Source organism: Allofournierella sp. CML151 (assembly GCF_027853465.1).
In the GTDB taxonomy this organism is placed as follows: Bacteria; Bacillota; Clostridia; order Oscillospirales; family Ruminococcaceae; genus Allofournierella.
Window position 1 is genome coordinate 1 of record NZ_JAPNNW010000016.1, and the last position, 13,175, is coordinate 13,175.

Consider the following 13,175-nt stretch of genomic DNA (forward strand, 5'->3'; position numbering starts at 1 on the left):
GGGGCGCCGTATACACGGCGCCCCTTCTGCTGTGAGAAATAGAAATGAACTTGGACGTGGATATCGAAAGAGCAATGATCTCGGGTCAGACCCGTGCGCTGCAAATGCTGCGCACGATCAGGTCCGCCGCCTCCCGCCAGCCCTCGATCAGGTGGGGAATGAAGCCGTGCCGCTCCTGCACAAAGCGCTTTACGGTAACCTCCACTCCCACGGAGGCGATGCGCATGGCATACTCCTCATCCTCGTAGCGGAAGTTGCACCCGCCCGCCGAAATCACCAGAGTACGGGGCAAGCGGCGCAGCTGTTCATCGGTGGCGTAATTGGGTGAGCCGTAGGCACTGGCCATGGCCGCGGTATCATCGCCGAAATACAGCTCACTGAAGGCCCGCTCCCGTTCGGCAGGCAGCACCCGCTGCAGGCCGCCCCGCTTGTAAATGGGGTCGATCACATTGTCCAGCGGAGGGTAGCCCAGCACCTGCAGGCAGAGCCGGAAATCGCCGGTATCCGCCGCCTTCAGGGCAACGCCCGCCGCCAGCACACCACCGGCACTGTAGCCGCCCACGGAGACCCGGCTCGAGTCCGCGCCCCACTCGGCGCAATGGGCAAAGGCATACTGCACCGCGTCGTAGCACTGGTCAAAGGCCACCGGCCACTGGGCATACAGCGAGGTGGTGTAATCCAGATCCACCACAATGCCTTCGGTACGGTCGGCCAGATAGGCACTGTACATGGAATCACAGTCCGCGTGCGGTCCAACAAAGCCGCCGCCGTGGATGTTCACGTGCACCGGACAGCCCGGGGTGCGGTTCTTCGCCCGGTGGATATAAAGGTGGTAATCGTGACCATCCACTGTGCGGGTCACGGTCTCCTGCTCCGTCAGGGTCAGATAGTCCTTGTATTCCTGAGGATATTCCGGCGCGGGCGCATTCTTGGGGCGCAGCGAGGTGCGCTCCAAGACCTCCAGCAGCTCCCGGCGGCGCTGTTCACTCAAAGCCATGTAAAAACGCTCCTTTCTCTGGGCACAGGCTCACAGCCCGGCCTCGTTGATAGTGCGGATAATCAGCTCCTGAGCCTGCTGCCACTCCCCTGCCATGCGTACAGTAAAGCCGTGGGGGCTTTCCATAAAGCAGCGAATGGTCACCTCAGTTCCCATGGCGGCCATGCGCAGGGCATACTGCTCGTTGTCCTTTTTGAAGGGGCAGCGGCCTCCGTTGATCACCAGGGTGCGGGGCAAGCCGCGCAGCATCTCGTCGGTGGCAAAGGCCGGGCTGCAGAAGGGAAGCTGCAGCACCCGGTCATCGCCGTCCGCATACAGCTTGGAAAAGGCGCGGGAACGCTCGTTGCCGTCCGGCAGCACCGACTGGTAGTTGTCCAGCGCGGAATAATCCAGAACCTGCAGGCAGAGGTCGAAATCCTTGGTGGCGGCAGCGCGCATCGAAATGGCAGCCGACAGGCAGCCCCCGGCACTGTGGCCGCCGATGGAGATCCGCTTGGGGTCACCGCCCCAGCTCTCGCACTGCTGGAACACCCATTTCACCACCGCGTAGCTCTGCTCAAAGGCACAGGGAAAGGGATGGTCCCAGGAGGTGGCATAGTCAATATCCACCACGATGCCGCGAATTCCGGCAGCCAGATGGGCACAGTACAGATCGTCGTCGTGGTCCTGCGGGTAAACAAATCCGCCGCCGTGCATGTTCACGTGGACGGGGCAGCCGGGCTGCTTGTCCTTCGCGGTGGAGATCACCAGCCGCACCGGGGCAGCCGGAGCCTCCAACGGCAGGGTCATTTCCTTCTGCTCCACCTGGTCCAGAAAGGCGGTGTATTCCGGCGGGATCACCCGCTCGGCGTTCCGGTGGCCGCTGGTGGTATTCAAAATTTCCTTGTAATATGCCTTATCGGCCTGTGTCAGTGCCATAAAACCAAAACCTCCAGACTTAACCGTAAACAGGGAAGAAGATGTTCGCGCTGATGATCAGCGTGACGATCATAATCAGAACATAGGGCAGGGTAAACTTAAGAGTCTTGATGGGGTTAAAGCGGCCCACTGCATAAGCTACGGTGGCAGCAGCGCAGCCGGTGGGGAAACCGATGGCCAGGCAGGAACCGCAGAAGACCAGGCTCACCACGGCGCGGGGGTCCATGCCGCCGGCGATGGCAGTGGAGGCGGCGATGGGAGTCAAGATAGCACTCGTTCCGGTGTTGGACATGAAGGTGGTCAGGATCGCGGCGACCAAAACGAACACCACGGTGACCAGCAGGCCGCTGGGGTTTTCACCCAGCATCTTCAGCACCAGATTGCCCACAAATTCGCCGGCGCCGGACTGGCTCAGCGCAGTGGAGAACACCAGTACACCGGCGACCATAAAGACCATATCGCTGGCCAGACCACCCAGAATATCGCGGGTGCTCATTACGCCGGTGAAGGCAAACACGATGATGACGATGGCAGGAATCAGGTAGACCAAATTCCCCAACTGGTTGGAGAAGAAGAAGCCCACGATGGTAGCCAGGAAGCCGACGTAGACCAGCAGCTCATGGGTCTTGGACATGGTGGACTTGCCACCCTGGCCAGCTGCGCCCAAGTCAATGGCGGAGGTGTCGATCTTCTGCTTGGGAATGAGCTTCCAGGCAAACAGGCAGTACAGCGTGCCCACGATGGAGGGCAGCAGACCAACCTTCAAGAAATCGAACACGCCCAGCAGATATTCGGAGTTTCCGCCGACCAGACCCTCGTAGTAGGCATTGCTGGTCAGGGGCAGGGCCGCGCCCATGCCGATGGGGAAACGGCCGAACCAGGTGCAGATGGTGGTGGCGCACAGGAACAGCAGCCGGGACTGGCAAAGTTCACTGTCATCGTCCATCGTCTGGATGAACATGAGCATAATGGCCATTACAGCGGTCTGGCCCATCAGCTGAGTCAGAAGCGCAGTAAAGGCGCAAACCAGCAAAATCAGCAGGATACCGCTTTTGCCCTGGGCCTTGGCCATGGCGCTGCGGACGCGCTGGATCAGGCTGGTTTTGCCAATGGCACCCGCAATAACCATCATGGTGGCAATCAGGATCGTGGTAGTATTGGAAAAACCGGAAAACGCGGTTTTCACATCAACTACACCGGTCAGCGCAAGAGCAATAATACAGGTCATGGCGGTCAGGCCATAGGACCATTTTTGAATGACGAACGAAACCATCATAAAGACCATCACGACGAGTGTGATGATCAGATTGATATTTTCCACAAATAAGCCTCCTTCAGCGAAAAACGGGCGAAACAAAACGGCTGCTGCCGCAAACCTCGTGTCCCGGGGGCCCTTCCGGAATCCGCACAGCCTTTCCCGGAACAAGTCCGGAAAGGCAAGCGAAAAAACTTGCATTCGCCTTTTCTGCCTTCATTATACCGTTCGCACTGTGCGGGAACAATCTGAAAAAATCTGGCGATTGCATAGAAAAAAATTATGGTTTGATTCGGCTTCAACCATAATAAACCTTTATGAAAACCGGAACAAATGGTTATGCAGCGCCTGTTTTTCCGCTTTTTTGTTGCAGGTTCGCCAAACACAAGCTCAAATTCCGGGCAGTTTTACCCAAGCATTTTTGCCAGAAAATAGGCGGAGAATGAGGGGAAATACAGTAAAATCCGCTTACCCGCCTTTGTGACCTGCTTTGTTGTTTGACAACCGACCGCTGCCGTCTTACAATACAAGCAGGAACACAACGCAGCGGCCGCCTGCCGGCAAGCTCGCATAACTTTTATCTATGGGTTTTCCGGGTGTTTTGCATGTCCGCAGGGGTGCGGGTTTACCCGGGCACGCGCGAGGGAGGAAATCCGCCATGAATCTCAAACAGCTGCCCTATTTTGTATCCATCGCCGAAACCGGCAGTCTCTCGGCGGCCGCCCGGCGGTCCGGTGTTTCGCAGCCCGCTATCAGCAATTATCTGCAGGAGCTGGAGCGTGAGCTGCAGATCACGCTTTTTCGTCGCGTCCGCGGCCGGATGGAGCCCACCGAGGCCGGACGCATCTATCTGGAAATGGCCCGTCAGGTGCTGGCGCTCCAGGCGGATGCCCAGGCACTGATCGGTGCCCGTGGCCGTCAAAAAAAGCAGGTGATTCGGGTGGGCATCTCGCCTCACCGGGGCGCGCAGGCCCTGGCGGCAGCCTATCCTCAGTTTGCCCGCCGCTTCCCGGACATTGGCCTGCAACCGGTGGAAAGTTACGCACAGGGGGTACTTACCCTGCTGCAGGAAGGCAAAACAGACCTGAGCTTTGCCACCGCAGGGCAGTCTGAGTCGGGCGGCGAGCTGCACTTTCTTCCGCTGCATCGGGAAGAGATCGTGCTTGCCCTCCCCTCTTTCCACCGGCTTGCTTTCTTCGCCAGCCGGGATGTGACCCAGGCTCCCCGGCTTGCTTTGGAGGAATTCCGCGACACGCCCTTTGTAATGATGTCGCCCTCCAGCACGGTGGGGCAGGTCAGCCGCCATCTGTTTGCACAAAGCGGCTTTGAGCCGGTCAGCGTATTCGAATCCAGCAACGTGATCATGGTGACGGATATGATCCGGGCCGGGTCCGGTGCCGGGCTGATTCCCGCCTATTACGCGCTGCCCTCGGATAAAATGGTATACTTCCGCCTGAAGCAGCCCGGTTATCTCACCTTTTCCGTGGTCTGGCGCGCCGGCCGGCAGCTCAGCGAAGCCGAGCGGTATCTGATTTATCTGAAGGAACGGTTGTACGACCGCAAGCAACTGCGGCTTTTGAACGAGATTCTGCCTTCGGAGGAGTTCGACCGCATCGCAGCGGAATTCGAGCAAACACCCCCGGAAAAGGAGCCGTAAGTATGAATACACAGGTATTGGAATATCTCATCGCCATCTCGGAGGAACACAGCCTGACCCGCGCTGCGGAACGGTTTTATCTGTCCCAGCCGTCGTTGTCCCATCATCTGGCCAACGTGGAGCGGGAACTGGGAGCCAAGCTCTTCCGCAAGGAGGGCCGCGCCCTCTGGCCCAACGAGGAAGGGGTTATCTTCATCAACAAAGCCCGGGCCATCCTGCACGCCGAAGCCCAGGCCCGCCAGCAGATCGAGGCCCTGCGGGCCCAGGCACGGCCCTACCTTCGCCTCTGTATGGATACAACGGAGGGAACCTGGTTCCGGCAGAGGGTACAGCCTCACCTGGAACGGCTGCAGGTCCGCATCGAGTGTACCCGGCTGCCCGCCGGGCAGGCCCTGACCGCGCTGGAACAGGGCGAGCAGGACCTCGCCCTGCTGCTTGTGTGCGGCCCGCCGCCCCAGCTTCCGTGCAGCACTCGAACCCTCTGGCAGGGCGAGATCGCTCTGGCGGTTCCCGCCGCAGCGGTCGGAGAAGCACGCGCCGCTCTGACGGACCTGTGCTATCTTCGGTTCGAAGCGCCGCCCGCCTGGGATGCCCAGGCGGAGCATAGCCTGACCAGTGCCGGAATCACACCGCGCATGGTGTGCACCGCACCGGATCAGACCACCGCGTCGGAAATGGTTGCTGCCGGGCACGCCTTCGCCTTTCTCCCCCGCGCACGCATTGCAGCCGGAGCGGGGCTTGCGGCATACTCGTCTGCTCCCGCCTGGCAGGCAACACTCCTGGCCTGTTTTTCCACGCCAGAGCATTCCGCCTGCGCCGAAGCGCTTCCTGCCGTGCTGGAGGCTCTCCAGCAAGCGGCCGGACAAGATTCACAAACCGGCACACCGGGTTAAAGCCGGATCCTCCCCGTTTGCATCCGCCGGGGCGGGTCCTTTTTCTTTCCGTTTTCGGGGCGCTGTCAACCAGCGGGTTTCTTCTTTTTCGCCGGGCCCAGCCTCCACAGGCAGAAGGCCCCGGCCAGCGCCGCCCCCACCGCCAGCCAGTGCCGCCCGGTGTCCAGCCCGAAGGCCTTTGCCGCGAAGGGAAAGCCCAGACTGCCCGCCGCCATGCCCAGCGCCAGCAGGCCGTAGTTTGCCCCGGTGTGGGCCAGGCCGAACCGCTCGGTGCAGAGGCTGGGCAGCACCGCCGCCTGCCCGGCGTAGAAAAAGCACAGCCCGGCGTAAACGGCCAGAAAGAGCCATTCCTTTGCAAAGGCAAACCCGGCGGACAAAGCGGCCAGCGCCCCGAAGGCGGCAATCAGCACCGCCCGGCGGCCCAGCTTATCCCCCGCCGCGGCAAGGCTCAGCCGCCCGGCGGCAGACCCCGCCGCGCCCACCGCCACCATCCAGGCAGCGGCGGTCTCCGGCAGGCCGCTCTGCCGGGCCAGTTCCAGAATACGGGGGCTGAACAGCAGCACCGCCGGGGTGGCCAGCGCCACCGAGGCGGTGATCCACCAGTAGGCGGAGGTGCACAGCATTTCACCCGGGGTCATGCCCTGCTGCGTTTGGGCGGCGGGCCTTTCTTCCGGATTCTGCAAAAAAAGGCTGGCCCCGCCGCACACAAGGCCCAGCAGCGCACCCAGCGCCCAGAAGCAGCCCCGGATGCCCCAGAGCCCGGTGAACCACTTCACCAGCACCGTGAGCGCCGCACCGGACAGCCCCACCGCCACGCCGATCACCCCGGTGGCAAGGCCCTTTTTCTCCGCGTACCATTTCTGGGCGCAGCCCATCACCGCCGGGTACAGAAAGGCGCAGCCCGCCCCCACCGGGGCACTGAAGGCCAGATAAAAGAGCCAGGGCTTTTTCGCCGGTACAAAGCCCGCCGCCACAAACCCGGCACAGAGCCCGGCGCTGCCCAGAAGGGCCGCGAAGCGGGGGCCGAGCCTGTCCTGCAAAAAGCCCCCGGCCACCCCGCCCGCGCCGAAGGCTGCCACCAGCCAGCTGAGCACAAAGCTGGCCGTTTCCTCCTCAAAGCCGTATTCCGCCCGCACCGGCTCCTGGAACACGCCCCAGGCGGTGGGGATGCCCGCCAGCAGCTGGATGGCCGCCCCCGCCGCCAGAATCACGAAAGGGTGTTTTTTCACAAACTGCCCCATTGTTCGTTTTCCTCCCATGCTTTTTTGACTTAGTATACCCCCTTTTTGTTGAGGCAATACCGCACAATTCACGGCAAACGCCTCAGACGGCGTATCGCGCCAAAATTTTCCGTGATATTTCCCAAAAATGCTCGCGGGTCCCCCCAAGGATTGTCTGCGCTTTTTGCTTCATCTCACAAAAAATTTTACGGCGTGCTCCACCATCTGGAATTGCGCGGTATTGCCTTGACAAATACTTCCCCGCCGGGCTATCATTAGAAGATAAAAGTGCTTTATTCTGTTAAAATATAAAATGTGGGAGGAACATCAATGAAAACCAATCCGCTGAAGGGCATGAAGGACTACCTGCCCGCCGAGCAGGCACTGCGCGACTATGTGCAGGGCCGTATTCTGGAAACCTACCGCGCCAGCGGCTTCGAGCGCATCTCCACCCCCATGCTGGAGGATATGGAGAACCTGGACAAGAGCGACGGCGGCGACAACCTGAATCTGATCTTCAAGGTGCTCAAGCGGGGCGACAAGCTGGCTTCTGCCATCGCCTCCGGCAATGAGAAGGATCTGTCGGACATGGGCCTGCGGTACGACCTGACCCTGCCCCTCTCCCGCTACTATGCCGCCAACAAGGACAAGCTGCCCACCCCCTGCAAGGTCATCCAGACCGACCGGGTGTTCCGTGCCGAGCGGCCCCAGAAGGGCCGGATGCGGGAGTTCGTCCAGTGCGACATCGACATTCTGGGCGACGGCTCCTGCAACGCGGAGATCGAGCTGATCGACGTGACCGCCCGGGCTCTTTTGAACATCGGCTTTGACGACTTCACCGTGAACATCAACGACCGGCGCCTGCTGCGCGGCATGCTGACCAGCATGGGCTTTGCCCCCGAAAGCCTGGACAGCGTGTGCATCACCTTCGACAAGCTGGATAAGATCGGCGCGGAGGGCGTGGCCAAAGAGCTGACCGAGAAGGAGTGCCCCGCCGAGGCGGTTGCCGCCCTGAGCGATTTCCTGGCCAAGGGCGAGTTCAGCCTGGAGGCCATCGGCGCTCTGTGCGAGGACAAGACTCTTGCCGAGAACCTGGGCAAGGTGATCGCCACTGTGGAGACTCTGGCAAACGGCAAGTATAAAATTGCCTACTGCCCCAGCCTGGTGCGCGGCCAGGGCTACTACACCGGCATGGTGTTCGAGGTCACCTGCGCGGCCTTCAGCGGCGCGGTGGCAGGCGGCGGCCGCTACGACAACATGATCGGCAAGTTCATCGGCCAGCAGGTGCCCGCGGTGGGCTTCTCCATCGGCTTCGAGCGCATCTGCGGCATTCTGGCCGAGCAGGGCTTCGCCATTCCGGCCCAGAAGCCCAAGATGGCCCTGCTCTACCTGCCCGACGCGGACTTCGCCCAAGTGCTGGCCAAGGCGGCCACCCTGCGGGAGGGCTACACCGTGACCGTGCTGCCCCAGGCCAAGAAGCTGGGCAAGCAGTTCGGCACCCTGGAAAACCAGGGCTTTGCCGCCGTGGCCTTCGCGGACAACGACGACGTGAAGACCCTGGGCGCAAACGGCTGATTTTCCGGCCCCATTTTTCAACACAAAAAGGCTCTGCCTGTGGAAAACCCACGGGCAGAGCCTTTTTCTTTTTTATTATTGTAATACCAGCAGCTTCACCGCCGCCAGCACCGCCAGGTGGGCCGGATAGAACAGATAGAAAAACCACTTCCAGAACGCCCGGCCGTGCTCGGCCCGCTTTCCATTATAAAACAGCAGGATCACCGCGCCCGCCGCCAGAATGCCCAGCGAGCTTGCCGCGGCCTGCAGCATTGCCTGCGCCGTCCACTCCTCCTGCAGGTTCAAAAAGAAAAAGATCAGCGCGTCCCCCACAAAGAGCCTCGCCAGCCCTGACCGGGTGCCGCAGGCTGGGGTATCGCCGTACCGCCAGGACGCAAACATCAGGGTGAACACAGGGGCCAGGATTGCCCAATCCATGAACAGGCTGGCGAAAACCAGGCCCAGCACCGCCAGCGCCTTCTGAGGCCCCTTGTCCGCGCCCCAGCTCACCCACACATGCACGATGCCGAAGCAGACCAGCAGGGTGAACAGCATGTTCAGCTGGAAAAATCCCAGCGCCAGCTGGTAGGGGATCTGGGCAATGAGGGCAAATACCAGCAGCCGCAGCGCGTAGGCCTTGCGGTCATGGGTGTACTCGTAGCCCTCGGCCAGAAAATAGCACATGGTCACCGCGGTGAAGTAGCCGATGTCCACCAGCGGCTCAAACCAGGGATTTTCCGGCGAGAGCAGCGCATTTGCAATATGATTCAACAGCATGGTGGCCATGGCGATGGCCTTGATGGCATCCCGGTTCAAGCAGGGCCATACTCCGATACTGGGCTTCATGGGCGTTTTCCCTCCCCTTGTTTTGTTTTCTTTATTCTAACAGAACATGGGGCAGCTTGTCATCCCGCCCGGCGTTTCTCTTGGTTGCATTTTCTCTATTTTGTACACTATTTCAGTATAATTCACACACCAGATATGGGTTTTGCGCATTGAACCGGATGCTAGATGTGGTGTATAATAGGAAACGTTGCAAAATAGACGATTCACGGGAGGAAACACCATGCAGATTCAAAAGCGCAGCGGCCAGGCCGAGGCCTTCGACGGGGGCAAGATTCTTGCCGCCATGGAAAAATCCTTTGCCAGCGTGGGCCAGGCCCCCAGCGTGGAGCAGCTGGCCGGGCTGCTGGACGCGGTGACCGAGCGGCTGACCGGCGAACTGGTCACGGTGGAGCAGATTCAGGACCAGGTGGAGCGGGCGCTGATGGAGCAGGGCCACTTTGAGGCCGCCAAAAGCTACATTCTTTACCGTTCCCGCCACGCCGAGCTGCGGGCTGCCCGCCAGACCATTGCGGCGCAGGTGAACGCGCCCGGTCTGGAGGAGTGCCTGGTGGGCATCCAGAAGGACTTTGACCAGCTGGTTTATCCCCTCACCGCGCTGGCGGCCCGGTTCGCGGGCTTTGCAAAGCCGGAGATGGACACCGCCGAGCTGCTGGCCGCTCTGACCAAGGCGGCGGTGGAGCTGACCAGCCCCGAGGCCCCCAGGTGGGAGTTCGTGGCGGCGCGGCTGTTGAACCTCTCGTTTTCGCTGCGGCTGGAGAGCGAGCTTTCCCGCCGGGGCATTCATACCCTTTATGACAAGCTGCGCTACCTGACCGACGAGGGTCTCTACGGCAGCTACATTCTGGAGCACTATTCCCGGGCCGAGATCGGCGAGGCCGAGAGCTTCCTCTGCCCCGAGCGGGACAAGCTGTTCACCTATTCCGGTCTGGACCTGCTGCTCAAGCGGTATGTGATCCACACCCGTCAGCACGTGGCGCTGGAAACGCCCCAGGAGATGTTCTTGGGCATCGCGCTGCATCTTGCCATGGAGGAGAAAACCGACCGGCTGGGCTGGGTGAAAAAGTTCTACGACATGCTCAGCCGGATGGAGGTGACCATGGCCACCCCCACCCTGTCCAACGCCCGCAAGCCCTACCACCAGCTGTCCAGCTGCTTCATCGACACGGTGCCGGACAGCCTGGAGGGCATCTACCGCAGCGTGGACAACTTCGCCCAGGTGAGCAAGTTCGGCGGCGGCATGGGCCTTTACTTCGGCAAGGTGCGGGCCGCGGGCGGCAGCATCCGGGGCTTTGAGGGCGCGGCCGGCGGCGTGATCCGCTGGATTCGTCTGGTGAACGACACCGCGGTGGCGGTGGACCAGCTGGGCGTGCGCCAGGGCGCCGTGGCGGTGTATCTGGACGCCTGGCACAAGGACCTGCCGGAGTTTCTGCAGCTGCGCACCAACAACGGCGACGACCGGATGAAGGCCCACGACGTATTCCCGGCGGTGTGCTACCCGGACCTGTTCTGGAGGCTGGCCAAGGAAAATCTGGACGCCCCCTGGCACCTGATGTGCCCCCACCAGATCGAGACGGTGAAGGGCTACTGCCTGGAGGATTACTGGGGTGAGGAGTGGGAGACCCGTTACCGGGACTGCGTGGCCGACCCCCGCATCCAGAAGCGCACCGTCACCGTAAAAGAACTGGTGCGGCTGATTCTGAAAAGCGCGGTGGAGACCGGCACCCCCTTCACCTTCAACCGGGACGCGGTGAACCGGGCCAACCCCAACGGCCACAAGGGCATGATCTACTGCTCGAACCTCTGCACCGAGATCGCCCAGAACATGGCCCCCATCGAGACGGTGAGCACCGAGATTTCCACCGAACAGGGTGACCCGGTGGTGGTCACCACCACCCGCCCCGGCGAGTTCGTGGTCTGCAATCTGGCCAGCCTGTCGCTGGGCAACCTGCCGGTGACCAACAAGGCCTACATGAGCCAGGTGGTAGCCACCGCGGTGCGGGCGCTGGACAACGTGATCGACCTGAACTTCTATCCCCTGCCCTATGCCAAGCTCACCAACCGGAAGTACCGGAGCATCGGTCTTGGCGTGAGCGGCTACCACCACATGCTGGCCAAGGCGGGCATCCGGTGGGAGAGCGAGGAGCACCTGACCTTCGCGGATGAGGTGTTCGAGACCATCAACAGGGCGGCCATCGCCGCCAGCAGCGCCATTGCCGCCGAAAAGGGCAGCTACTCCGCCTTTGAGGGCAGCGACTGGCAGACCGGGGCGTACTTCACCAAGCGCGGCTACGACAGCCCCGAATGGCGGCAGCTGGCCGCCACCGTGGCAAAACAGGGCATGCGCAACGCCTATCTGTTGGCCGTGGCCCCCACCAGCTCCACCAGCATTCTGGCGGGCACCACCGCGGGCGTGGACCCGGTGATGAAGCGCTTCTTCTTAGAGGAGAAAAAAGGCAGCATGCTGCCCCGGGTGGCCCCCGAGCTGGGCCCCCGTACCTACTGGTATTACAAGAACGCCCACCAGATCGACCAGAGCTGGAGCGTGCGGGCGGCGGGCGTGCGCGGGCGGCACATCGACCAGGCCCAGAGCATGAACCTGTACATCACCAACGACTACACCCTGCGCCAGGTGCTGAACCTGTATCTGCTGGCCTGGGAGCAGGGCGTGAAGACCATCTACTACATCCGCAGCAAATCCCTGGAGGTGGAGGAGTGCGAGAGCTGCTCTTCCTGACCCCCGGCCCATTTTGAAGGAGTGTGAACCATGACTCAGCTGATCAAAAAGCCCCTCTTCAACCCGGGCGGCGACACCGACGTGCGCCTGCGGCGGATGATCGGGGGCAACACCACCAACCTGAACGACTTCAACAACATGCGCTACGCCTGGGTGAGCGACTGGTACCGTCAGGCCATGAACAACTTCTGGATTCCCGAGGAGATCAATCTGGCCCAGGACACCAAGGATTACCCGAACCTTTCCGCTGCCGAGCGCACCGCCTACGACAAAATCCTCAGCTTTCTGGTGTTTCTGGACTCCATCCAGACCGCCAATCTGCCCAACATCGGCGAGTACATCACCGCCAACGAGGTGAACCTGTGCCTGTCCATCCAGGCGTTTCAGGAGTGTGTGCACAGCCAGAGCTACAGCTATATGCTGGACAGCATCTGCAGCCCGGTGGAGCGCAACGACATCCTCTATCAGTGGAAGACCGACGAGCACCTGCTGCGCCGGAACACCTTCATCGGCGATCTGTACAATGAGTTCCAGCAGCACAAGGACCCCTTCACCCTGCTCAAAGTGATGATGGCCAACTACATTCTGGAGGGCATCTACTTTTACAGCGGCTTCATGTTCTTCTACAATCTGGCCCGCAACGGCAAGATGCCCGGCTCGGCCCAGGAGATCCGCTACATCAACCGGGACGAGAACACCCACCTGTGGCTGTTCCGGAACATCCTGCTGGAATTGCAGAAGGAGGAGCCGGAGCTGTTCAGCCCCGAGAACGTGCAGGTCTTAAAGGCGATGCTGGAGGAGGGCGTGCGGCAGGAAATCGCCTGGGGCCATTACGTGATCGGCGACGCCATCCCCGGCCTGACCAAGCAGATGGTCACCGACTACATCCGTTATCTGGGCAATCTGCGCTGGACCGGCCTCGGGTTCGGGCCCCTCTTTGAAGACAACCAGACCGAACCCGCCTCCATGAGCTGGGTGAGCCAGTATTCCAACGCCAACATGGTGAAGACCGATTTCTTCGAGGCCAAAAGCACCGCCTACGCCAAGAGCACCGCGCTGGTGGATGATTTGTAAGCCTGATTTTAACTTTCCCATAACAGC

At 61.2% G+C, this 13,175-nt stretch carries 10 protein-coding genes; 5 read left to right on the forward strand and 5 right to left on the reverse strand.

Annotated features, from left to right (window positions below):
• Positions 1-85: 85 nt before the first annotated feature.
• From PH256_RS11280 to PH256_RS11290, 3 genes are read right to left on the reverse strand one after another with little or no spacing between them, the layout of a single operon-like run.
• A complete protein-coding gene (locus PH256_RS11280) occupies positions 86-997 on the reverse strand; it encodes an alpha/beta hydrolase fold domain-containing protein (RefSeq protein ID WP_270914262.1) in 912 nt (303 codons plus the stop codon).
• Positions 998-1,027: 30 nt separating this feature from the next.
• Entirely contained in the window at positions 1,028-1,915 is an 888-nt protein-coding gene (locus PH256_RS11285) for an alpha/beta hydrolase (protein ID WP_270914264.1), read from the reverse strand.
• A 19-nt stretch (positions 1,916-1,934) separates the two neighbouring features.
• Entirely contained in the window at positions 1,935-3,236 is a 1,302-nt protein-coding gene (locus tag PH256_RS11290; RefSeq protein ID WP_270914265.1) for an SLC13 family permease, read from the reverse strand.
• 592 nt (positions 3,237-3,828) lie between these two features.
• Here PH256_RS11290 and PH256_RS11295 point away from each other — a divergent pair.
• Together PH256_RS11295 and PH256_RS11300 are read left to right on the forward strand one after the other, a co-directional pair.
• Positions 3,829-4,827 carry a LysR family transcriptional regulator gene (locus tag PH256_RS11295; RefSeq protein WP_270914266.1) on the forward strand — a complete coding sequence of 333 codons (999 nt, stop codon included), beginning with the start codon at positions 3,829-3,831 and terminating at the stop codon, positions 4,825-4,827.
• Between the two features lie 2 nt (positions 4,828-4,829).
• Positions 4,830-5,720 carry a LysR family transcriptional regulator gene (locus tag PH256_RS11300; protein ID WP_270914267.1) on the forward strand — a complete coding sequence of 297 codons (891 nt, stop codon included), beginning with the start codon at positions 4,830-4,832 and terminating at the stop codon, positions 5,718-5,720.
• Between the two features lie 65 nt (positions 5,721-5,785).
• Here the strand turns inward: PH256_RS11300 and PH256_RS11305 are convergent, their stop codons facing one another.
• Complete coding sequence (locus PH256_RS11305) at positions 5,786-6,949, reverse strand: MFS transporter (RefSeq protein WP_270914268.1); 1,164 nt, start codon at positions 6,947-6,949, stop codon at positions 5,786-5,788.
• Positions 6,950-7,270: 321 nt separating this feature from the next.
• Between PH256_RS11305 and hisS the strand changes: the two genes are divergently transcribed.
• Positions 7,271-8,515 carry a histidine--tRNA ligase gene (gene hisS, locus PH256_RS11310; protein WP_270914269.1) on the forward strand — a complete coding sequence of 415 codons (1,245 nt, stop codon included), beginning with the start codon at positions 7,271-7,273 and terminating at the stop codon, positions 8,513-8,515.
• Between the two features lie 75 nt (positions 8,516-8,590).
• Here hisS and PH256_RS11315 read toward each other — a convergent pair whose 3' ends face one another.
• Positions 8,591-9,340, reverse strand: a complete 750-nt coding sequence (locus PH256_RS11315; RefSeq protein WP_270914270.1) for a TraX family protein — start codon at positions 9,338-9,340, stop codon at positions 8,591-8,593.
• A gap of 220 nt (positions 9,341-9,560) precedes the next feature.
• Between PH256_RS11315 and PH256_RS11320 the strand changes: the two genes are divergently transcribed.
• Both PH256_RS11320 and PH256_RS11325 read left to right on the forward strand, forming a co-directional pair.
• Entirely contained in the window at positions 9,561-12,074 is a 2,514-nt protein-coding gene (locus tag PH256_RS11320) for a ribonucleoside-diphosphate reductase subunit alpha (RefSeq protein WP_270914271.1), read from the forward strand.
• Between the two features lie 30 nt (positions 12,075-12,104).
• The gene (locus tag PH256_RS11325) at positions 12,105-13,148 is read left to right on the forward strand and encodes a ribonucleotide-diphosphate reductase subunit beta (protein ID WP_270914272.1); all 1,044 of its coding nucleotides are present in this window, start codon (positions 12,105-12,107) and stop codon (positions 13,146-13,148) included.
• Positions 13,149-13,175: the final 27 nt, after the last annotated feature.

What these genes read in the sequence shown, in the direction of transcription:
- PH256_RS11280 (WP_270914262.1), bottom strand. Translation starts at nt 997, where the DNA reads ATGGCTTTGAGTGAACAGCGCCGCCGGGAGCTGCTGGAGGTCTTGGAG.
- PH256_RS11285 (WP_270914264.1), bottom strand. Translation starts at nt 1,915, where the DNA reads ATGGCACTGACACAGGCCGATAAGGCATATTACAAGGAAATTTTGAAT.
- PH256_RS11295 (WP_270914266.1), top strand. Translation starts at nt 3,829, where the DNA reads ATGAATCTCAAACAGCTGCCCTATTTTGTATCCATCGCCGAAACCGGC.
- PH256_RS11300 (WP_270914267.1), top strand. Translation starts at nt 4,830, where the DNA reads ATGAATACACAGGTATTGGAATATCTCATCGCCATCTCGGAGGAACAC.
- hisS (WP_270914269.1), top strand. Translation starts at nt 7,271, where the DNA reads ATGAAAACCAATCCGCTGAAGGGCATGAAGGACTACCTGCCCGCCGAG.
- PH256_RS11315 (WP_270914270.1), bottom strand. Translation starts at nt 9,340, where the DNA reads ATGAAGCCCAGTATCGGAGTATGGCCCTGCTTGAACCGGGATGCCATC.
- PH256_RS11320 (WP_270914271.1), top strand. Translation starts at nt 9,561, where the DNA reads ATGCAGATTCAAAAGCGCAGCGGCCAGGCCGAGGCCTTCGACGGGGGC.
- PH256_RS11325 (WP_270914272.1), top strand. Translation starts at nt 12,105, where the DNA reads ATGACTCAGCTGATCAAAAAGCCCCTCTTCAACCCGGGCGGCGACACC.